The organism is Blautia sp. Marseille-P3087 (assembly GCF_900120195.1).
In the GTDB taxonomy this organism is placed as follows: domain Bacteria; phylum Bacillota; class Clostridia; order Lachnospirales; family Lachnospiraceae; genus Blautia_A.
This window is the reverse complement of sequence record NZ_LT635539.1, coordinates 445,499-468,707: the sequence shown is the minus strand read 5'-3', so window position 1 is coordinate 468,707 and position 23,209 is coordinate 445,499. Positions and strand designations below refer to the sequence as shown.

Here is a 23,209-nt window from a genome sequence, read left to right as displayed (position 1 = left end):
GAGCTGTTAAATGAAAGAAAATTTTAAATCAGGTTTTACTGCAATCATCGGACGACCGAATGTCGGAAAATCCACACTGATGAATCATCTGATCGGACAGAAGATCGCAATTACTTCGAAGAAACCACAGACAACCCGTAACCGTATCCAGACAGTTTATACCTGCGATGACGGTCAGATCGTCTTTCTGGATACACCGGGTATTCACAAGGCCAAAAACAAACTCGGTGAATATATGGTACAGGTTGCCGAACGTACCTTAAAAGACGTTGATGTTATCCTGTGGCTGGTAGAGCCGACAACTTTTATAGGGGCAGGAGAACGTCATATTGCAGAGCAGTTACAGGGACTTCATATTCCGGTCATTCTGGTAATCAACAAAGTAGATACCGTAGACAAAGATGAAATTCTGAAGGCAATCGATACTTATCGCAAGCTTTATGATTTTGATGAGATCATTCCGTGCTCTGCACTTCGTAACCAGAATACCGAAGATATCATTCCGAGTATTCTGAAATATCTGCCGTACGGTCCGATGTTTTATGATGAGGACACTGTGACAGACCAGCCGCAGAGACAGATCGCCGCGGAAATTATCCGTGAAAAAGCACTGCATGCACTTGATGCTGAGATTCCTCACGGAATCGCCGTTGCCATTGACCGAATGAAAGAACGTCCGGGCAAAAACCGTCTGGTTGATATTGACGCGACCATCATCTGTGAACGTGATTCTCATAAAGGTATTATCATTGGCAAACAGGGTGCCATGCTGAAAAAGATCGGCAGCAATGCACGTTATGAGTTGGAGCGTATGCTGGATGCAAAAGTCAACCTGAAACTCTGGGTAAAAGTCAAAAAAGACTGGCGCGACAGCGACTTTATGATCAAAAACTTCGGTTATGACAAGAAAGAAATTTAAAAAGATTAATCTGAAAAAGGGAATCTGAAAGATGAGTGATCTTATTACCGTACAGGGTGTCGTAATCTCGGCAATGCCTGTAGGCGAATATGATAAACGTATTGTACTTCTGACCAGAGAGCGCGGCAAGATTTCCGCCTTTGCAAAAGGGGCCAGACGTCTGAACAGTCCGTTCATGGCGGCTGCGGATCCTTTTGTATTTGGTAATTTTACATTATATGAGGGGCGGACAAGCTACAATCTGAATCAGGTATCAGTTACCCATCATTTTGTAGAACTGGCGACAATGCAGCCGGGAGTCTATTATGGATATTATTTTCTGGAGCTGGCGGATTATTTCGGAAGAGAAGGAACCGACGAAAAAGAGATGATGAATCTTCTCTATGTGACAGTAAAAGCACTGATGAACCAGCAGCTGGATAACCGGCTGATACGCTGTATCTATGAGCTGCGTACGATGGTCGAGCAGGGACTTTGCCCACAGCTTTTTCAGTGCACCGGCTGCGAAAAAGAGATTTCGGACGGCGAAGACTGCTTCTTTTCGCAGGATATGCATGGAATTCTCTGCATATCCTGTGCTCTGGGAAAGAGAGATGCAAGACGTATCTCGCCATCCGCCTTATATGCCATGCGTTACATAGCTACAGCGCCGATGGGGCGGCTTTATTCTTTCCGTGTAGAACCGGAAGTGCTTCTGGAGCTCGAACAGATCATCCATCTGTATACAGCACGAAATACAGACAGAAAATTCAAAAGTCTTCAGATTCTTGAAGTCATGAAGTAAGTAAATCCAATAAAAAAGTTGAAATATATTTTAAATGCGGTATAATGTTGAGAAAACGCAACGAATAAAACAAAGAGGAGAACTATCATGGAAAAAACAATGGAGAAAATCGTTGCTCTGGCAAAAGCCAGAGGATTCGTCTATCCGGGCTCTGAAATTTACGGTGGTCTGGCAAATACCTGGGATTACGGTAATCTCGGTGTAGAATTAAAAAATAATGTAAAACGTGCATGGTGGCAGAAATTTATTCAGGAATCTCCGTACAATGTCGGCGTTGACTGTGCGATCCTGATGAACCCACAGACTTGGGTTGCTTCCGGTCATCTTGGCGGATTTTCCGATCCTCTGATGGACTGTAAAGAATGCCACGAGCGTTTCCGCGCGGACAAACTGATCGAAGATTTCTGTGCAGATCATGACATCGAGATTGAAGGCAGTGTAGATGCATGGTCTCAGGAAAAAATGATGGACTTCATCAAAGAACACGAAGTAGCGTGTCCATCCTGCGGCAAGCACAATTTCACAGACATCCGTCAGTTCAACCTGATGTTCAAGACATTCCAGGGTGTAACAGAAGATGCCAAAAATACAGTTTATTTAAGACCTGAAACAGCACAGGGTATCTTTGTCAACTTTAAGAACGTACAGAGAACATCCCGTAAAAAAATCCCGTTCGGTATCGGCCAGATCGGTAAATCTTTCCGTAACGAGATCACACCGGGTAACTTTACATTCCGTACACGTGAGTTCGAGCAGATGGAACTTGAATTCTTCTGTGAACCGGATACAGACCTCGAGTGGTTTGCATACTGGAAGAAGTTCTGCCTTGACTGGCTGAGTTCCCTTGGCCTTAAAGAAGATGAGGTTCGTTATCGTGACCATGACAAAGAAGAACTGAGCTTCTACAGCAAAGCTACTACAGACGTAGAATTCCTCTTCCCGTTTGGATGGGGCGAACTGTGGGGTATTGCCGACAGAACAGATTATGACCTGACACAGCATCAGAATGTATCCGGACAGGATCTGACATACTTCGATGACGAGAAGAAACAGAAATACATTCCATATGTTATCGAGCCGTCACTCGGTGCTGACCGTATGGTGCTTGCATTCCTCTGCAGTGCATACGATGAGGAAGTGCTTGACGCTGAGAAGAATGATGTACGTACTGTACTTCATTTCCACCCGGTACTTGCACCTGTTAAGATCGGTATCCTTCCGCTTTCCAAAAAGCTGAATGAAGGTGCAGAGAAGATTTATCAGCAGCTCAGCAAGAAATACAACTGCGAATACGATGACCGTGGAAACATCGGTAAACGTTACAGAAGACAGGATGAGATCGGTACACCGTTCTGCGTTACTTATGACTTTGAGTCTGAAAATGATGGAGCTGTTACTGTACGTGACCGTGATACCATGGAGCAGGTACGTATTAAGATTGATGAACTTGATGCATATTTCGCTGATAAGTTTACATTCTAAGTAAATAAAGATTAAACAAATATCACCCACCGGAACTGGTATCTGAAATACAAACAGGCTTCGGAAACCGTCAGTTCTAAGATGTGAATTTCATCGTTAAATGCATATACAAAAATCATAAACTCGCTTCGCTCAGACAGTATGATTTTTGTATATAATACGATTCATGCACATCTAAGAACTGGCTGGTTTCCTGCAGAGCGCTTGTATTCAGATATCAGATCGGTGGGTGTTTTACGTTTTCTTTATATGTACTTAGAAGGGGTAAAGCTTTTCTGCGAAGATATGCTGCGCCGGGCAGGCGCGGGCATCTGGATCGCGGCGGCTCCGCCCGCCGCCAATCTCTCCCCGTCAAGAAACTGTTTATGCAGGAGAGTAGTGTTGAAATTACCGTAAAAGTAAATGTATATAAAAAAATTGCTTCATAATATCACGGCCAGCAGTTATATTCTTGTGATTCTGCGAGCCTGAGATACTTCGTGAATATACTTAACAGCCAGAAATATATGTTGCCCGAAAAAACAGCATTGTCTGAGCGTAAGCGAGTTATGCTGTTTTGCCGGGCGTTTTTAGTATATCTTCTGGCTGGTTAGTATATTAGAAGTCTCTCACATGAGCATAATCACAAGAATACATACTGCGTCCGTGCCCCTGTATAGGCATTTTCTTCTTATATACACTTATCTTTATTTTGCAAATAATACATACTGCACAAATAAACTTGACTATTTATATAATACTTGTTAAAATTATACATTATATGCGACGCAAAGGAGAGAACAGTATGGCAAAAAAACGTAATATCATCGTAGGACAGTCCGGTGGTCCGACATCCGTAATCAACTCCAGCCTTGCAGGCGTATACAAAAACGCCATCGAACGTGGCTTTGATAAAGTATACGGTATGCTCCATGGTATTCAGGGACTTCTGGACGAACAATACATTGATCTTTCTACCCAGATTCATTCTGAACTTGACATTGAATTACTGAAACGGACACCATCTGCATTCCTCGGTTCCTGCCGTTTCAAACTTCCGGAGATTCACGAAGACAAATCCATCTATGAAAAGATCTTTGACATTCTGAACCGTCTGGATATTGATGCCTTTATCTATATCGGCGGCAATGATTCCATGGATACGATCAAAAAACTCTCTGATTATGCGATTCTGACTGGACAGACACAGAAATTCCTGGGTGTTCCAAAGACTATTGACAATGACCTTGCACTGACTGACCATACTCCTGGATTCGGAAGTGCAGCTAAATATATCGGCGCATCAACAAAAGAGGTCATCCGTGATGCACAGGGACTTACCTACAAAAAGAGCATGATCACGATTATGGAAATTATGGGACGCAATGCAGGATGGCTTACCGGAGCAACAGCACTTGCCCGCACAGAAGATTGTGACGGACCAGATCTTATTTATCTTCCGGAGGTTCCGTTTGATATTGATAAGTTTCTTACCAAAGTCAAAGATCTCATTAAGAAAAAATCTTCCGTGGTTATTGCTGTTTCAGAGGGAATCCGCCTTGCTGACGGTCGGTATATATGCGAACTCGGAAGCTCGGGTGATTACGTAGATGCCTTCGGTCATAAACAGCTTGCCGGAACCGCAACATATCTGGCAAACTTCCTTGCAGCAGAATGCGGATGCAAGACGAGAGCAGTAGAACTCTCTACTTTACAGAGAAGCGCTTCTCACATGGCATCCCGAGTAGACATTGATGAGGCATTTATGGTTGGCGGTGCTGCGGTCAAAGCTGCAGATGAAGGAGATACCGGTAAGATGATTGTTATTGACCGTGTATCTGATGATCCATATATGGCCACGACAGGTATTTATGATGTGCACCGCATTGCAAACGAAGAAAAAGTCGTACCGCGCAGCTGGATGAATAAAGATGCCACCTATGTTACAAAAGACTTTGTAGATTATATCAGTCCGCTCATTCAGGGAGATTATCAGCCGATTATGGTAAATGGTCTTCCGAGACATCTTGTACTTAATCTGAAGAAGAGACGCTGATAATACAGCGTACAAATGGGGAAAGTTTTTGCATCATGCTAAAAACTTTCCCCATTTTTTGACAGTTTAACCTTGACTATTTGTACTAAAGTCTATACAATAATTATGTGCGTATAAAACATAGTTTTTATGTGAAAAGAACAATAATTAGGAGGAAAATGTAAAATGGCAAAATGGGTTTACATGTTTACAGAAGGTAACGCTAATATGAGAAACCTTCTGGGTGGTAAAGGTGCCAACCTTGCTGAAATGACAAACCTTGGTCTTCCTGTACCGCAGGGCTTTACAATCACAACAGAAGCCTGCACACAGTACTATGAAGACGGAAGACAGATCAATGACGAGATCATGGCTCAGATCATGGAAGCAATCACTAAAATGGAAGGAGTTACCGGTAAGAAATTCGGTGACAAAGAAAATCCTCTGCTTGTTTCCGTTCGTTCTGGTGCCAGAGCTTCCATGCCTGGTATGATGGATACTATCCTGAACCTTGGTTTAAATGAAGAAGTAGTTAATACTCTTGCTGAGAAATCCAACAACCCACGTTGGGCTTGGGACTGCTACAGAAGATTCATTCAGATGTACTCTGACGTAGTTATGGAAGTTGGTAAGAAATATTTCGAAGAACTGATCGACGAAATGAAAGCTAAGAGAGGCGTTAAACAGGACGTTGAACTTACAGCTGAAGATCTTAAAGAACTTGCAGAACAGTTCAAAGCTGAATATAAAGAAAAAATCGGTGCTGAATTCCCAACTGATCCTAAGGAACAGTTAATGGGTGCTATCAAAGCCGTATTCCGTTCATGGGACAACCCGCGTGCAAACGTTTATCGTCGTGACAACGATATCCCATATTCCTGGGGAACAGCTGTTAACGTACAGATGATGGCATTCGGTAACATGGGTGATGACTGTGGTACAGGTGTTGCTTTCACACGTGACCCTGCTACAGGAGCTAACGGTCTGTTCGGTGAATTCCTGACAAACGCTCAGGGTGAAGACGTTGTTGCCGGTGTTCGTACACCTATGCACATCACCGAAATGGAACAGAAATTCCCGGAAGCATTCGTACAGTTCAAACAGGTTTGCAAAACTCTGGAAGACCACTACAGAGATATGCAGGATATGGAGTTCACTGTAGAGCACGGTAAACTTTACATGCTGCAGACACGTAATGGTAAAAGAACTGCACAGGCTGCTCTGAAGATCGCTTGTGACCTCGTTGATGAGGGAATGAGAACAGAAGAAGAAGCTGTTGCAATGATCGACCCACGTAACCTTGATACTCTGCTTCATCCGCAGTTCGATGCAGCTGCTCTTAAAGCTGCTACACCGATGGGTAAAGGCCTTGGTGCTTCTCCAGGAGCTGCTTGCGGTAAAATCGTATTCACAGCAGATGATGCTGTTGAATGGGCAGAAAGAGGAGAAAAAGTCGTTCTTGTACGTCTTGAGACATCTCCGGAAGATATCACAGGTATGAAATCTGCTCAGGGTATCCTGACAGTTCGTGGTGGTATGACTTCTCACGCAGCAGTAGTTGCCCGTGGTATGGGTGAGTGCTGTGTATCCGGATGCGGTGATATCGCTATGGATGAAGAAAACAAGAAATTCACACTGGCTGGCAAAGAATTCCATGAAGGAGACTTCATCTCCATCGATGGTACAACAGGTAACATCTACGACGGAATCATCCCGACTGTAGACGCTACAATCGCTGGTGAGTTCGGCCGTATCATGGCTTGGGCTGACAAATACAGAACTATGAAAGTTCGTACAAACGCAGATACACCGGCTGATGCTAAGAAAGCAGTTGAGCTTGGTGCAGAAGGTATCGGACTTTGCCGTACAGAGCATATGTTCTTCGGTGAGGGACGTATCGATGCATTCCGTGAAATGATCTGCTCCACAACAGTAGAAGAAAGAGAAACAGCTCTTGCAAAAATTCTTCCATATCAGCAGGAAGACTTCGAAGGACTGTTCGAAGCACTGGAAGGCAACCCGGTTACTATCCGTTTCCTGGATCCGCCACTTCATGAATTCGTTCCTACTGAAGAAGCTGACATCAAGAAACTTGCAGATGCTCAGGGCAAAACCGTTGAAGAAATCAAAACTATCATTGATTCTCTCCATGAGTTCAATCCAATGATGGGTCATCGTGGATGCCGTCTTGCAGTTACTTATCCAGAAATTGCCAAGATGCAGACAACAGCAGTTATCCGTGCAGCAATCAAAGTTAAAAATGCTCATCCGGATTGGGCAATCAAACCGGAAATCATGATCCCGCTTGTTGGCGATATCAAAGAGCTTAAATATGTTAAGAAATTCGTAGTAGAAACTGCAGACGCTGAGATCAAAGCAGCTGGTTCCGACCTTCAGTATGAAGTTGGTACTATGATCGAGATTCCGAGAGCAGCTCTTACTGCTGACGATATTGCTAAAGAAGCTGACTTCTTCTGCTTCGGTACAAACGACCTTACACAGATGACATATGGCTTCTCCCGTGATGATGCAGGTAAATTCCTGAACGCTTACTACGATGCTAAGATCTTCGAGAATGACCCATTTGCTAAACTTGATCAGGTTGGCGTTGGCAAACTCATGAAGATGGCTATCGAACTGGGCAGACCGGTTAACCCGAACCTCCATGTAGGTATTTGTGGAGAGCATGGTGGAGATCCGTCTTCCGTAGAGTTCTGCCATAAGATTGGTCTGAACTATGTATCCTGCTCACCGTTCCGTGTACCGATCGCTCGTCTTGCAGCAGCACAGGCAGCTATCGCAGAAAAGAACGCTTAACAGCAGTTTATAAGGCTATTAAGTTAACCTGATATTTGTGTCCCAACGGAGTAGTACCGACCCTCACTTTACAGGAAACTGTATCGTGGGGGTCTTTTTTATAGTTTTTTCTTTGAAAACCCGTTTGTTAAAGAATTTGACAGCATATTGTTTAAAAGAGTATAATAAATTTGAAATATTTTTAGTGATTTTAGGTAATCATTTCATGGTATTCGGGAGAATTACATATGAATATAGCAGAAACATATACATATATGAAAAGAAAGTTTATACATGAGACTTCAGAAAATGCAGGGCGATATGTTTGAACGTTAATATATATTTTTTTCTGGATGGGAATATGAATATGTATATGGGGAATGGAATTCTTGAAATCAGCAGAATCGAAAGCGGACAGACAAAACTGGACGAAGCTGTCTGCAACCTTGAAGATATCATAAAAAACAGATATTATCATCCGGGATCAGGCGCTGGAAACACTTGCCAACATTATATTTACTAAAGATAAAAAATCCAGCCACACTAAAAAGAGGTTGAAAAACAAAACACAGCCTCGTATAATGGCATATGGAAATTTACGTTACAAAGTGGGGGAGTAGTTTTGAAAAATAACAAATATGAAATTGATATGTGCAATGGATCAATCATGGACAAGCTGATCTCTTTTTCATTGCCTTTGATGCTTTCCGGTATTCTGCAGCTTATGTTTAACGCAGTTGACATTATCGTTGTCGGACAGTTTACCGGAAGCCAGGCTCTGGCTGCTGTCGGATCGACTACTGCATTGATTGCAGTTTTTACCAACTTATTTATTGGTATATCACTCGGTGCAAATGTGCTTGCAGCACGTTTTTATGCTTCCGGCAAATATAAAGAAATGTCGGAGACAGTACATACCTCGATCACATTGGCACTTATTAGCGGTATCATTATGGCTTTTGTAGGACTTCTGTTTTCGAAAGTTGCTCTGGAAATTATGAGTACACCGGATAATGTCATTGACCAGTCCACCCTGTATATGAGAATATATTTTCTTGGTATGCCATTCTTTATGCTGTACAATTACGGCGCCGCCATTTTAAGAGCAGTAGGAGATACAAAAAGACCCTTGATTTTTTTGATCATCTCAGGACTTGCAAATGCAGGATTAAATTTACTTCTGGTCATTGTTTTTGATATGGGAGTTGCCGGTGTTGCGATAGGAACCGTTGTATCACAGTTTATATCCTGTGTGCTTGTTCTTCGCTGTCTGCATCATTCGGAAGGAAGTTATCAGCTCCGCTTTTCAAAACTGACCATCAAAAGCTTCTATCTGAAGCAGATTTTTCAGGTTGGTGTACCTGCCGGAATCCAGAGCACAGTTATCAATCTTTCCAATGCATTATTACAGTCCTCTGTCAATTCATTCGGTTCAACTGCAATGGCAGGATATACAGCAGCCAACAATATCTTCGGCTTTTTATATATTTCTGTAAACTCCATTACACAGTCATGCATGAGTTTCACCAGTCAGAATTACGGAGTGCGGAAGACAAAACGTATGGATAAAATTCTCATTGACTGCATAATCCTATCTTTTGTTTTTTCGTTTACACTTGGGTGTGGCGCATACTTCTTTGGAAATGAACTGTTACGATTATATACCAGTGATCCAAAGGTTATTCAGTGCGGGATTGAAATACTTGCCTATACAACAGTGCCGTATTTCTGCTGCGGACTGATGGATCTGTTTCCGGGTGCACTTCGCGGAATGGGTCATTCCGGTGTGCCTATGATCCTTTCTATCATTGGTACTGTAGGAACAAGAATTGTATGGATCTTCGGACTTTTTCCGAACCACAGATCCCTGTCATTTTTGTTTATTTCTTACCCTGTATCCTGGATTCTGACAATCCTTATGCAGGTAATCTGTTTCTATTTTGTCAGAAAAAAAGTACACAAAACGATATTATCTGCAGATAAAAAGTATCTGTAAGAAAAAGCTCCGGAGAGCTCCTGGTCATTTCAGGAACTTCCGGAGTTTCTTTTCGTTCTTAGGGGTATATGGCTGATACCGTATGGAAAGGTCCGGCCAGGTCTTTTTATTTACAATGCTCTTGTAATGTGTAAAGGTGCGGAAACCTTCTTCGCCATGATATGCTCCCATTCCGCTTTCGCCAAATCCGCCGAATCCCATTTCGGAAGTTGCAAGATGTACCAGTGTATCATTGATACAGCCACCGCCAAAATCACAGCGTTCCATCACTTTGTTTGCAAGTCTTCCTCTGGAAGTAAATACATAAACTGCCAGCGGATGTGCCATGGAATTGATTTTTTCGATTGCTTCATCGATTGAATCATAGGTAACGATCGGAAGAAGCGGACCAAAAATTTCTTCCTGCATGACTGCGTCTTCGAAGGTTACGTTATCAAGTACCGTAGGCTCAATCTGCAGCGTTTCCTCATTATAATTTCCACCGGCAGCAACTTTTTCTTTATTGATCAGTCCGAGCAGCCGACGAAAATGTTTCTCATTGATGATTTTTCCATAATCCGGATTTTTAAGTGGTTCCGTCGTATATTGCCGGTTAATCTGCCGGATGATCTGCCGTACCAGTTTGTCCCTGATTTTACGGTCGCAGTAAATATAATCCGGGGCAACGCAGGTCTGTCCACAGTTCAGAAGTTTACCAAACACGATACGTCTGGCTGCCAGTTTCAAATTGCATCGGCGGTCAACGATACATGGACTTTTTCCTCCTAATTCCAGCGTGACCGGAGTCAGGTGTACAGCGGCCTTTGTCATAACCTCTCTGCCGACATGCTGACTTCCCGTAAAAAAGATATAATCAAATCGTTCGCTCAGAAGAGCTGTATTTTCTTCACGTCCTCCTTCGACCACCGCCACATAAGAAGGATCAAAACATTCTGCAAGAATCGCTTTGACAACTGCGGTTGTGGCAGGAGAGAAGGCACTTGGTTTCAGGATTACCGTATTACCGGCGGCAATCGCGTCGATCAGAGGATCCAGAGAAAGCAGAAGCGGATAGTTCCATGGACTCATAATAAGAACTACACCGTAAGGAACCGGTTTCTTATAACTGTGCGCAGCAAACTGTGCCATCGGTGTCGGTACATCCTGTCTCTCGGCATATTCTCTTACATGATGGAGCATATGTGTAAGTTCACTTAAGACAAGTCCTGTTTCGCACATATAACTTTCGAAAGCACTTTTGCCAAGGTCTTTTTTCAATGCTTCATTAATCTCTGTCTCGTGCTGCAAAACAGCCGTTTTTAATTTACGAAGCTTCTCGATACGTTTTTTTACCGGAAAAGTATCACCGGTATGAAAAAAGTTTCTCTGATTTTCAATCAGCGTTTTAATCTCTGTCTCTGTCATGAAAATTTCCTCTTTTCGATAAGTCTTAAGATTCTTATGTGAATATATAATACAACAATACAGAATAAAAAGTCAATCGTGCCATAATTCTTCAAAAATATTGTATATTCGACAAAAGCATGGTAAACTGTCTATATCTATACAATCATCACAATAAATGGAGGAAAATTTATGATGAATCGTACCAGACAGATTTTAAAAAAGGCTGTTGTTACAGCAATGGGAGCTTCTCTGGTTGTTTCCGGCAGCAGCACCGTATTCGCAGCAGGTTCCTATCAGGAAACAGAAAAAACTGCACTTGCAAATGTAGTAAGTAAATTACCGGAAGCATGGGACGGCTATCTTGAGAATTACCAGAAAGCCTGCAAAGGAACAAAAGGCACATTTACACTGACTGTAGAAGATACTGGACGGGCACTTGCCGGTGCGCTTATGGGAGGCACCGATGTTTCCTGGCTTCAGAGTTTTACTTTTGACAGTGATATTACCATCAAAGATGGTGTGGAAGCCATTGCCAGTGGATTACTTCTGAACGACACCAAACTGTGTGATCTGAATCTCTACATGGATCTTGCAAACATGGCTGAGTATATTCAGATTCCACAGCTGTCCGAGGGATATATTACAGCACCGATTCAGAGTACAGTCACCACCACCAATGGTGTTGCAGAGAACTCTCAGGAAATCATGAGCACCTACATGAATGCACTGTCAGATCTTTCTTCTGCACTTCCGGATTCTGATACACTCGGAACACTTCTTGACCGCTACGGAAATATTATCATTGATAATATCGAAGAAGGATCTTCTGTTGAAGAGTCTGTATCTGTAGATGGCATCAGCGAAGACTGTACTGCATATGAGGGAACTGTTTCTGAAAAAGCTGTTACAGCTATGGCAGAGGGAATCCTGACTGCAGCCAAAGATGATGCTGAGATCAAAGGTTTATTTGAACAGTGGGCAGGTGCCTCCGATGGAGAAAACCAGTATCAGCAGTTTGAGGATGCTGTAGCAGATGCGCTTGACAGTATCGGATCTGCTGACGGAGAAGTTTCCGAAGATCCTGTATTTTCCTCAAAAGTATGGGTAAATGCAGACAATAGAATCGTCGGACGTGAATTTGCCGTCATAGACGGAGCAGAAACTACTCCTGTATTCACATGGAAAGCACCATCTGATGGTGATACTTCCGCATTACTTCTTGAAATTACGGCAGAGGATTCTTCCCTTACACTGACCGGAAGCGGCACAACCAGTGATGGACTTCTGAATGGAGATTATATCTTCGCAATAGACGGAACAGAGGCAGCTGATATTAACGTTGAAAACCTCGAGACCAAACCAGAAAAAGCAGGCTACTATAATGGAACATTAAATGTAACCTTCCCGGCCGCAGAAGCTGATGATACAACCACAGACGAAGAAAGCGAAGCAGCATCCAACCCGCTGGCAGGATTTGGTATGGTGATCAATCTTGAGTCTGATGCGTCTACAGATGCAAGTTCTATAGGTCTGACTGTTACAACATCCGGTGCACCGATCGCTACACTTACAATAAGCAGCGGATATGGAGATGGCGTAGATATTCCGGATCTGACTTCTCTGGATAAGACTTATGATGGTTCTGATGATGCAGCAATGACTGAATATGTAGCAAATATCAACTGGGATACTTTCCTTGCAAATATTAAGGCAGCCGGTGTTCCGGATGAACTTGCAACACAGCTTGAGACTATCCTTACCTCAGCAGTTGAAAGCATGACCGCAACAGATGAAGATCAGGATACAAGCGCAACAGACAGCAGCGCAGATGGTGAGACAAAAGCAGCAGATGATGCAGCATAAATAAAAGAGAGCCACTTGGACTCTTATGTATAAGAACAGTAAAAAGGATACCCTCAGGCAGATGCCTTGAGGATATCCTTTTTTTTAACGTCATATAAAACATATTCTGCATTACACATAACGAATGCTGCAACTGTCGGTAAAATTGCGATCCAGGATCCTTTCAGATCAAGAAGTTTGCAGGAAAGAAAAGCAATTGCAGCTCCTCCGTAAAAGCAGATCAGTACCTTTCCGAAATAGATTCCTCTTCGAAGAGATTCTGTATCTTTGCTGCACAGATATTCGGTAAATCCTGTAACACACTGACGCAGATTATTTGTAGAAAAAATACTGGAACTTGCAAAACCATCGGTACCCTTAAAAGAACACCACTGAAAAGCAGTAGCAAAAAATATCGGAAACAATGCAACAAACGGATTCATTTCCTTGGGATAAAATCCAAGGATCAGTAATACTGCTCCATCAATCAGGATGCTGAGTCTTTTTTGATTTATTTTTGATATTTTATGAGAGATTACTACAGTTGCTGCCATGGAAACAATGTAGATCACCAATGCCAGTACACGGAAAAACCACTGTTCATCCGGATGTCCCACGGCATCCATTGCAAGAGAAATCATATTTCCTGTCTGTGCAGAGCCAAATACATCATGACGGTTAAGGATTGCATAGCCACCCATAAAACCACCAATCAACGTCATCGTAAGATGCAGATGCCTTTCTAGTGTCGCTTCATCCATTTAAATCATTCCTTTTCTTAAATTCACTGGATTTATTATAATCTTGCATATATATATTGTAAAATTAATATTTTATCTATATAATATAAATCACTTTTATATATGGAGGAATTTCATGAATTACACAGACATACATACCTTTCTTACCATTGCATCCAGTCCGTCCCTTTCTAAAGCGGCTGAGAGCCTGTTTGTATCACAGCCTGCCCTCAGCCATCGTCTGTCTGCGCTGGAAGAAGAGCTCGGAACAGAACTGATCATACGCAAAAAAGGTTCCCGTACACTGGAGCTTACCGAAGCCGGACAGCGTTTTGTCCCGATTGCGCGCAAATGGGAGCAGTTATGGATTGAGACAGGAAAAATCAAATTTGAACAGCCTTCGACACAGCTTCGAATTGTGAATGTTGACAGTATGAACTTTTATTTTATGCCACAAGTCATTGGTAATTTCCTTGAGGAACATCCAAAATGCAGCCTGCATATCAATACCATGCAGTCTAATCTTTCTTATAAAGCAGTCGAAAACAAAGATGCGGATCTTGGTCTGATCACAAATCCGCATTTTTTTAAGAAAGTACAAACAATTCCTCTCTTTGAAGAGCAGCTTGTCTTTGTATGCGGAGAAGAGGCGCCATACCAGGATGGACTTCTTCCTTCACAGCTTGACAGTGCGGATGAAATCTATATTCCATGGAGCAATACCTTCCTTATGTGGCACGATTACTGGTTTGGCAATGACCCCAAAGTAAAAGTCATGCTGGACAATATGGCACTGCTCAGACAGCTTCTGGATCTGAAAAATGCATGGGCGATCATGCCGGCAACTCTTGGTCGAAAACTTGCCGAAAAAGAAAACTGCCGGATCGTTTCCATTGAAAACGGTCCGGAGTATCGTACTTGCTATGCAATTATGAATGACCAGAGAAGCGAACATCCACTGATTGACGATTTCCTGAATGAATTATTGAAGACGGTAGGTAATATCCCGGAAATCCGACTTCTCGATCTTACATTTCGTCGTAAGAATCCGTGAGATCCTCATCGCCCGAATAATCTTCGGATGAATCTTCAGAGTCAATACCTTCTGAATCTTCGTAGGTATCGTTCCCTTCAGAATTTTCCGTAGATCCGCTTCCAATCCAGGAACTGCGTTCCTGAATCTTCTGCAGGATACGGTCTGCTTCCTCGCCACTGGCCGGTGTCGGCTGGTAATTATTGTAGTCAGAATCGGATGAAATAGAACACGGAATGATATTTGTAACATTGTCAGCTTTTACACCATTTGAATCAATTGTAAAGGTCTGCTGAAAGATCATTGTATCCATATCACTCGGATAAGCGTTTCCTCCAAAACAGAAGTTGCCGAGACTGTAAACAATGTTTTTGCCTTTGTATTCCTCAATTCCCTGAAGGACATGAGGATGGTGTCCACATACAAGATCGGCACCAAGATCAATTGCAAGATGTCCAAGCGTAGTCTGATTACTGTCCGGGACTTCTTCTTTTTCGTTTCCCCAGTGGAAGATAACAATGATCAGCTGTGCACCATCTTTTTTAACCTTTTCAATATTTTGTTTCAACTGTTCCTCTCTGCCGAGATGATCATTAAGTTCATAAATACCGACCATACCGACTTTGATACCATTTACCTCAGTGACCGCGGTTTCATCATAGCCAAAATGAATGATACCTGCTGCGTCCAGAGCACTTAAAGTATCATCAAAACTCTGGTCTCCATAATCATGACTGTGGTTATTTGCAGTATTGACTGCTTCAACAGAGCCGGCAGTAAGAATATCAGCATAAGACGCAGGCGCTTTAAATGCAAACTGCTTATCTTCACGATCCTCAGAATCCGTAAGTGTACCTTCAAAGTTTGCAATCGTAAGGTTATCCGCCTCAAAAATATTTTTTACATTTGCAAAGAAATAGTCCGGACCATTGTTATCGTAATATGCATTCAGACTTGTATCATAATCAAATTCTTCATCCGTGCCAAGTGTGCAGTCACCGACAACACTGATTGTAAGTGATACCGGATCCATAGCAGGTTCCGGTGTAACAGTAATCTTTTCTTCAGTCTGTACCTGACCAGACGAAGCCGGTTTCGCTTTACCAGAAGCGCAGCTTTTGATCAGAAGGATCAGTAACACAATAACCAGAATGGCAGCAACACCGAAAATTCTGTATCGAAGCTGTTGTTGTCTGTAATATTGCGATTTTTTTAATATTTTACTCTTTTTGTGCACCGCTTTGTTATGAACCGGACGCTTTTTATGGACAGACTGTTTCATATATTTTCCCCTTCTCCCCTGTAACATATTTTCTCAAAAAATGTCAATATTTGTCATTTAAGGAAAGTATAAGAACTTTGGGGGCTTCCGTCAATAACTTTTCAGAAACTAATAAAGGAGATTTTTTTATGACAACTTTATATATTGGAAACCACACTTCATCTTCAAAAGGATACACTGCCATGGCGAAACAGATGATTGCAAATGGTGGAAATACATTTGCATTTTTTACAAGAAATCCTCGCGGAGGAAAGGCAAAAGCCATCGACGAAAAAGACATACATAAGTTTCTCGAACTTGCAGAATCCTATCACTTCGGAAAAATTGTTGCACATGCGCCATACACATTAAATGCCTGCGCTGCAAAAGAAAATCTCCGGGATTTTGCAAGAGAGACATTTGCGGATGATCTTCGAAGAATGGAATACATCCCGGGAAATTATTATAACTTTCATCCGGGCAGTCATGTAGGACAGGGAGCAGAGACTGGAATTCAGAAGATAGCTGAAATCCTCAATGATGTGTTTACCGAAGGACAGACCACTACAGTTCTGCTTGAGACCATGTCTGGCAAGGGCAGTGAAGTAGGGCGGAATTTTGAAGAGCTCAGAGAAATTATTGATCTTGTACATATGAATGATAAAATAGGAGTCTGTCTGGATACCTGTCATGTATGGGATGGCGGCTATGATATTGTGAATGATCTGGATGGTGTTCTTGATGAATTTGATCATATCATCGGACTGGATAAATTAAAAGCTGTTCATCTAAACGACAGTCTTAATGACCTTGGAAGCCACAAAGACCGCCATGCACGGATAGGAGAGGGTAAAATCGGTCTGGATGCTCTTGTGCGTGTGATTCGTCATCCAAAATTAAAAGAGATTCCTTTTATCCTTGAAACGCCAAACGATGACGAAGGATGGACAAAAGAAATCTCTTTATTAAGAGAAGCTTACTCAAAATAATTTTTACAAAGATACCTCATTCTTTAATTCCATGTTTGTCCTGAAGGCCTCTGCATTCTTCAGTGTTGTTTCTGCAATATTGGTCAGTGCTTCCTCTGTAAAAAATCCCTGATGAGAAGTCAGTGCAACATTCGGGAAAGAGAGAAGTCTCTGCACTGTAGAGGTCTTCAGGATATATTCCGACATGTCTTCGTAAACAAAATCTGATTCTTCCTCATACACATCCAGCCCGACCGCAAAAAACTTATGATCACGAATGCCGGCAATCAGATCTTCTGTACAGATCAGGCCTCCCCTGGAAGTGTTTACAAGAATGACTCCCTCTTTCATATGAGAAATAGATTCCCGGTTAACTATATGATGTGTCTCCGGTGTGAGAGGACAATGCAGACTGATCAGGTCACTGGACGAAAAAAGCTGTCCCAGAGAAACATAGGGAAGTCCTGTTTTTTCATTTGGGAACGGATCATATGCCAGAACTTTCATACCAAATCCCTGACATATCCGTGCCATTGCAAGACCGATTTTTCCTGTACCGACGATCCCGGCTGTTTTCCCGTAAAGATTGATTCCCATAAGACCATTCAATGAAAAATTATTTTCACGACATTTAATATATGCTTTATGCGTATGGCGGTTTGCCGTCAGGACAAGTGCCATTGCATGCTCTGCAACGGCTTCTGGTGAATACCCCGGTACGCGCAACACAGGAATTCCACATTCTTTTGCCTTTGCAAGATCAACATTATTATATCCGGCACAGCGCATCAGAATCAGACGGACTCCCTGATGACGTAGTTCTTCGATTACATCTGCGCTGAGGTCTGCATTTACGAAAGCGCAGATTCCGTCATATCCAGCGGCAAGGGAAGTGGTTTCTTTATATAAGTTGGATTCAATAAATACAAATTCAATATCCGGATATTCCGGCCTCAGTTTGTCAAAAAACTGTTGATCATAATCTTTTGCACCGTAAAATAAAATTTTCATAGATACCTCCTGTACTTTAATACAATAGAAACCGATATTTGAGTTATTTTTAGGATGTCTTCTGAGGCAGGAGAGTATACATTTTCGAAACATAAAAAAACTGTCATCACATTTTCATGCAATGACAGGCTTTATTCTCATTTTATTATTTTCCTAAGCTGTAAAGATCATTATAAAATTCCGGATATGATATATTTACACAGTCTCCATTCAGGATATCCATGGTACCATCACAGATCGTACCTGCAACCGCAAAGGACATTGCCACGCGATGATCCAGATGAGAATCGATAGCTGCGCCATGCATTGGTTTGCCTCCATGGATGATCATCCCGTCCTCAGTGCCTTCAATGTCAGCACCCATACGTTTCAAATTGTCAACCATAACTGTAATACGATCAGATTCTTTAACCTTCAATTCCTGTGCATCACGGATGACCGTTGTACCATCTGCAAACGCGGCCATAACTGCGATCATCGGAATCTCGTCGATCAGAGTCGGGATGATTCCGCCTTCAATCGTTGTTCCCTTCAGATTGCTTGTGCGGATAAGAAGATCCGCTGTCGGCTCACCCTCAGTACTCTCATTAAGGAGTGTGATATCTGCCCCCATATCCATGCAGACTTTCAAAATACCAGCTCTTGTCGGGTTAATGCCGACATTTTTCAGAAGAATCTCACTGCCCGGAGTAAGAAGTCCTGCTGCAATGAAATAAGCAGCGGAGGAAATATCTCCAGGTACCTGAATCTCGCGGCCGTTCAGTGCCGGTTCCGGTACGATGGAAGCAGTAGTTCCTTCGGAAGTAACTTTTGCACCGAAATAGTTCAGCATGATTTCTGTATGGTTACGGGAAAGAAACGGCTCCGTAACACTTGTAATACTATCTGCATACATACCGGCAAGAAGTACACAGGACTTTACCTGCGCAGAAGCGACCGGAGAATCATAGTGGATTCCGTGAAGCGTTTTTCCATCAATAACAAGCGGTGCACAGCCATTATCCCGTTTACTTGTGATATCTGCTCCCATAGAAGTAAGAGGTGTCATGATTCTTTTCATTGGCCGGGTGCGAATAGAATCGTCGCCATCCAGTTCTGAAGTAAAATTCTGTCCGGCAAGAATACCTGAGATCAGGCGGGTTGTTGTACCACTGTTGCCCACATCCAGAATACCATCCGGAGCAGAGAGACCGTGAAGGCCCTTACCGTGTACCAGAATCTCAGAAGCATTTCGTTCGATATCAATACCCATTTTGCGAAAACATGCAATTGTCGACAGACAGTCGGCACCTTCCAGAAAATGTGAAATACGAGTAGTTCCTTTTGCAAGAGAGCCAAACATAACTGCACGGTGGGAGATGGATTTATCCCCCGGTACCATCAGCATACCTCTTAAATTGGTCTGTTTTTTGATTTCCATATAATTACCTACCGTTCATATACAATGTAATTACGTTTTTTGAGAAGTGCACAGCCTTTCTGCATCGCACCCTGTTCGTAGAATTCGATTTTCAGGACACCTTGTTCAAATTCACGGTTATGAATGATGCCGATATTTTTGATACTGATGCCTTCCATAGCAAGGATTGTTGCAATCGTTGCGATGCCACCAGCTTCATCTACAATGTCAATATACAGCACATAGGTCTTGTTGATCAGACCTGAGGATGTTGCATCGATTGAATCACGATAATCTCTGGAACGTGCAAACATATCGTAAAGATTTTCAGATTCCTGATTATCGATAGAACAACGGATCTGAATCAGCATACGGATATACTCATCAAGCACTGTGGAAATATTTTCGTGATTTTCCACGCAGATCTGTTCCCACATAACCGGGGAAGAAGAAGCGATTCTTGTAATATCTCGGAAACCTCCGGCAGCGATCGTTTTCATATATTCTGCTTCATTATCCAACGTATTGACCAGATTAACGAGAGAAGAAGCAATAATATGCGGAAGATGGCTGACACCTGCAGTAATAAAATCATGTTCTTCTGCAGTAAGGACCATCGGAATGGAACCAAGCGAATCAATCAGTTCTGAAAATTTCGTCAGTTTTTCCAGCGGGACTTCACCGCCCGGAGTCAGTATGTAATATGCATTCTCAAGCAGATGGTCAGAAGAATGTTCAAATCCGGACTGTTCAGAACCTGCCATCGGATGACCACCTATGAAGCAGTGTTCCATGCCAAGCTCCTCAACTGCTTTGTGGATCGGTCCTTTTACGCTGCCGGCATCAGTGATGATGCAGTCATCAGAAATCACATCCTTTAAGTATTTCAGATATTCTATATTGTATTCTACCGGTGCGCAGAGGAAAATATAATCGCAGGTACGGTATCGCTCATCCTTTTCTTCCAGTACAGCGTCGATGGCATTACAGCTGAGTGCTGCAGCCAGAGTTTCTTTGTGTTTTGCGTATGCCAGAATATGATAATCTGGATGAAATTTGCGGATCGTTTTTGCGATAGATCCTCCGATAAGGCCAAGCCCGATAAAACCAATGGTTTTCATGATGTTTTGTATCCTTTCCCAAGTCACATTAATAAAAACTATGTTCTTATTTTAAAAGAATATACTATAAATGTCAAATAAAGCGATAAAATCGGTAAATTCGTTAAAATTATACACAATTCGAATAAAAAATGTTGTTAAAATTATATAAAATACTTGAAAAGTGCAAGAATTTTTAGTAAAATATGAACATATTAGACAAACAGGGAGGTATTACATATGGACGTTTATAGAACTGACCGAATCCGCAATGTGGTTCTTTTAGGTCATGGGGGATCCGGAAAGACCACATTAGCAGAGGCAATGGCTTATCTGGCAGGAATGACTAACCGCCTTGGCAGAGTAGAGGATGGAAATACCGTTAGTGATTTTGATAAAGAAGAGATCAAAAGACATTTTTCTGTTTCGACTACTTTGATTCCGGTACCATGGGATAAAGTAAAAGTCAATGTACTTGACACACCGGGATATTTTGATTTTGTGGGGGAAGTAGAAGAGGCTGTCAGCGCAGCAGATGCGGCAATCATCGTTGTTTCCGGTAAAGCCGGTGTACAGGTAGGTACTCAGAAAGCATGGAACCTCTGTGAAAAATATAAACTTCCGCGTATGTTCTTCGTAACAGACATGGATGTGGATGACGTCAGCTATCGAAAAGTAGTGGAAGAACTGACCGAACTTTATGGCAAAAAGATCGCACCGCTTCATTTCCCGATCCGTGAAGACGGTAAATTTGTCGGTTACGTAAATGTTGTCAAACAGGCAGGTCGTAAATATATTGACAAAGCAGGCAAGGAACCATGTGATGTTCCGGAGTACCTGGATGAATATCTGGAAAAATACCATGATATCCTTATGGAATCTGTAGCAGAGACCAGCGAAGAATTTATGGATCGTTACTTCGAAGGAGATGAGTTCTCCGTAACAGAAGTTTCCGCAGCACTTGCAACAAATGTACAGGACGCAAGCATCGTTCCGGTATGCATGGGTTCCCCGATCAATCTTCGTGGTGTATCCAACCTTCTCGATGATATCTGCGGATATTTCCCGAGCCCGGACAAACGTTCCTGCAACGGTATTTCCCAGAAGACCAATGAAATTTTTGAAGCCAATTATGATTTTGCAAAAACAAAATCTGCATATGTATGGAAGACGATCGCAGATCCGTTCCTTGGCAAATATTCTCTTATTAAGGTTGCCTCCGGTGTTATCAAATCCGATGATACTCTGCTCAACGTAGAAAAGGGTGTTGAAGAACGTTTGAACAAACTATATGTGCTCGAAGGCTCCAAACCGATCGAAGTTCCGGAGCTTCATGCAGGCGATATCGGTGCAATTGCCAAACTTGCAAGCGTGCAGACAGGTGACAGCCTTGCAGCTAAATCTGCACCGGTGCTTTATCCGAAAGCAGTAATCTCTACACCGTATACCTATAAGAGATATAAAGCTGTCAAGAAAGGTGACGAAGACAAGATTTCACAGTCTCTTGCAAAAATGGCAAGCGAGGATAAAACCCTCCGTGTAGTAAATGATTCAGCCAACAGACAGACACTCCTTTACGGTATGGGTGATCAGCATCTTGACATCGTAGTCAGCAAACTGAAAGAGCGCTACAAAGTAGAGATTGAACTTTCCAAACCGAAGGTTGCCTTCCGCGAAACCATCCGTAAAAACTCTGACGTAGAAGGCAAACATAAGAAGCAGTCTGGCGGACATGGACAGTATGGACATGTTAAGATGCGTTTTGAGCCGTCCGGTGATCTGGAGACTCCATATGTATTTGAACAGGTAGTAGTTGGTGGTGCTGTACCGAAGAACTACTTCCCGGCTGTTGAAAAAGGTCTGCAGGAATGCGTTCAGAAAGGACCTCTGGCTGCATATCCGGTAGTTGGTGTAAAAGCTACTCTTTATGATGGATCTTTCCATCCGGTTGATTCTTCAGAAATGGCATTTAAGATGGCAACGATCCTTGCCTTCAAGAAAGGTTTCATGGATGCATCTCCTGTACTTCTTGAGCCAATTGTTTCCATGAAGGTAATCGTTCCGGATAAATATACAGGTGATGTTATGGGTGACCTGAACAAACGTCGCGGCCGTGTACTCGGCATGAATCCGGATCACGAAGGTAATACCATCATTGAAGCCGATGTTCCGCAGCTTGAGATTTACGGATATTCTACAACGCTTCGTTCCATGACCGGCGGAAGCGGAGACTTCTCTTATGAATTTGCCCGTTATGAACAGGCTCCGAGTGATATCCAGGCAAAAGAAATCGAAGCAAGAGCAAGTAAAGTTGATGCTGCTGAATAATCTGCATCTATAACATCAAATCACATAGAAAGCCCTTCACTTTAAATTGAGGTGAAGGGCTTTCGGTATATAAAAAAGATCCATCACAGAGATAAGACGCCTCTCCAGTACCGCAACAGAAGCATTGACAAACGGAACGTATTGAATTAG

The 23,209-nt window shown here is 42.5% G+C and carries 17 protein-coding genes; 11 read left to right on the top strand and 6 right to left on the bottom strand.

Going from position 1 to position 23,209, the window contains the following annotated elements:
- The first annotated feature begins 10 nt into the window (after nt 1–10).
- The 7 genes from era (at nt 11) to BQ7344_RS02140 (ending at nt 9,991) form a co-directional block, all read left to right on the top strand.
- Nucleotides 11–919, top strand: coding sequence for a GTPase Era (gene era / locus BQ7344_RS02170; RefSeq protein ID WP_015542596.1), 909 nt, complete (start codon nt 11–13; stop codon nt 917–919).
- 31 nt (nt 920–950) lie between these two features.
- Entirely contained in the window at nt 951–1,703 is a 753-nt protein-coding gene (recO, locus tag BQ7344_RS02165; protein WP_072521234.1) for a DNA repair protein RecO, read from the top strand.
- A gap of 87 nt (nt 1,704–1,790) precedes the next feature.
- Nucleotides 1,791–3,185, top strand: a complete 1,395-nt coding sequence (locus tag BQ7344_RS02160) for a glycine--tRNA ligase (protein WP_072521233.1) — start codon at nt 1,791–1,793, stop codon at nt 3,183–3,185.
- Between the two features lie 784 nt (nt 3,186–3,969).
- Nucleotides 3,970–5,220, top strand: a complete 1,251-nt coding sequence (locus BQ7344_RS02155) for a 6-phosphofructokinase (protein WP_072521232.1) — start codon at nt 3,970–3,972, stop codon at nt 5,218–5,220.
- 165 nt (nt 5,221–5,385) lie between these two features.
- Nucleotides 5,386–8,016, top strand: a complete 2,631-nt coding sequence (gene ppdK / locus BQ7344_RS02150) for a pyruvate, phosphate dikinase (protein ID WP_072521231.1) — start codon at nt 5,386–5,388, stop codon at nt 8,014–8,016.
- Between the two features lie 340 nt (nt 8,017–8,356).
- Nucleotides 8,357–8,518 carry a hypothetical protein gene (locus BQ7344_RS16110; protein ID WP_159431346.1) on the top strand — a complete coding sequence of 54 codons (162 nt, stop codon included), beginning with the start codon at nt 8,357–8,359 and terminating at the stop codon, nt 8,516–8,518.
- A 126-nt stretch (nt 8,519–8,644) separates the two neighbouring features.
- The gene (locus tag BQ7344_RS02140) at nt 8,645–9,991 is read left to right on the top strand and encodes an MATE family efflux transporter (protein WP_072523324.1); all 1,347 of its coding nucleotides are present in this window, start codon (nt 8,645–8,647) and stop codon (nt 9,989–9,991) included.
- A gap of 24 nt (nt 9,992–10,015) precedes the next feature.
- Here the strand turns inward: BQ7344_RS02140 and BQ7344_RS02135 are convergent, their stop codons facing one another.
- Nucleotides 10,016–11,395: an aldehyde dehydrogenase gene (locus BQ7344_RS02135; RefSeq protein ID WP_072521229.1), complete on the bottom strand. Its 1,380-nt coding sequence runs from the start codon at nt 11,393–11,395 to the stop codon at nt 10,016–10,018.
- A gap of 171 nt (nt 11,396–11,566) precedes the next feature.
- On the opposite strand from BQ7344_RS02135, the gene BQ7344_RS02130 reads away from it, so the two are divergent.
- Nucleotides 11,567–13,240, top strand: coding sequence for a hypothetical protein (locus BQ7344_RS02130; protein ID WP_072521228.1), 1,674 nt, complete (start codon nt 11,567–11,569; stop codon nt 13,238–13,240).
- Nucleotides 13,241–13,293: 53 nt separating this feature from the next.
- Here the strand turns inward: BQ7344_RS02130 and BQ7344_RS02125 are convergent, their stop codons facing one another.
- The gene (locus BQ7344_RS02125; protein WP_072521227.1) at nt 13,294–13,980 is read right to left on the bottom strand and encodes a YoaK family protein; all 687 of its coding nucleotides are present in this window, start codon (nt 13,978–13,980) and stop codon (nt 13,294–13,296) included.
- A 115-nt stretch (nt 13,981–14,095) separates the two neighbouring features.
- On the opposite strand from BQ7344_RS02125, the gene BQ7344_RS02120 reads away from it, so the two are divergent.
- On the top strand, nt 14,096–15,013 hold the full coding sequence (locus BQ7344_RS02120) for a LysR family transcriptional regulator (RefSeq protein WP_072521226.1): 918 nt from the start codon (nt 14,096–14,098) through the stop codon (nt 15,011–15,013).
- Here BQ7344_RS02120 and BQ7344_RS02115 read toward each other — a convergent pair.
- Complete coding sequence (locus BQ7344_RS02115) at nt 14,988–16,274, bottom strand: CapA family protein (RefSeq protein ID WP_072521225.1); 1,287 nt, start codon at nt 16,272–16,274, stop codon at nt 14,988–14,990. The genes BQ7344_RS02120 and BQ7344_RS02115 overlap by 26 nt on opposite strands.
- A gap of 128 nt (nt 16,275–16,402) precedes the next feature.
- Here BQ7344_RS02115 and BQ7344_RS02110 point away from each other — a divergent pair, with 128 nt between their 5' ends.
- On the top strand, nt 16,403–17,242 hold the full coding sequence (locus tag BQ7344_RS02110; protein WP_072521224.1) for a deoxyribonuclease IV: 840 nt from the start codon (nt 16,403–16,405) through the stop codon (nt 17,240–17,242).
- A 3-nt stretch (nt 17,243–17,245) separates the two neighbouring features.
- Here BQ7344_RS02110 and BQ7344_RS02105 read toward each other — a convergent pair whose 3' ends face one another.
- The 3 genes from BQ7344_RS02105 to BQ7344_RS02095 all read right to left on the bottom strand — a co-directional run bounded on the left by BQ7344_RS02105 (nt 17,246) and on the right by BQ7344_RS02095 (nt 20,752).
- Nucleotides 17,246–18,232, bottom strand: a complete 987-nt coding sequence (locus BQ7344_RS02105) for a 2-hydroxyacid dehydrogenase (RefSeq protein ID WP_072521223.1) — start codon at nt 18,230–18,232, stop codon at nt 17,246–17,248.
- A gap of 145 nt (nt 18,233–18,377) precedes the next feature.
- On the bottom strand, nt 18,378–19,652 hold the full coding sequence (gene aroA / locus BQ7344_RS02100) for a 3-phosphoshikimate 1-carboxyvinyltransferase (protein WP_072521222.1): 1,275 nt from the start codon (nt 19,650–19,652) through the stop codon (nt 18,378–18,380).
- Between the two features lie 8 nt (nt 19,653–19,660).
- Entirely contained in the window at nt 19,661–20,752 is a 1,092-nt protein-coding gene (locus BQ7344_RS02095) for a prephenate dehydrogenase (RefSeq protein WP_072521221.1), read from the bottom strand.
- A gap of 219 nt (nt 20,753–20,971) precedes the next feature.
- Between BQ7344_RS02095 and BQ7344_RS02090 the strand changes: the two genes are divergently transcribed.
- The gene (locus tag BQ7344_RS02090; protein WP_072521220.1) at nt 20,972–23,059 is read left to right on the top strand and encodes an elongation factor G; all 2,088 of its coding nucleotides are present in this window, start codon (nt 20,972–20,974) and stop codon (nt 23,057–23,059) included.
- Nucleotides 23,060–23,209 lie beyond the last annotated feature (150 nt).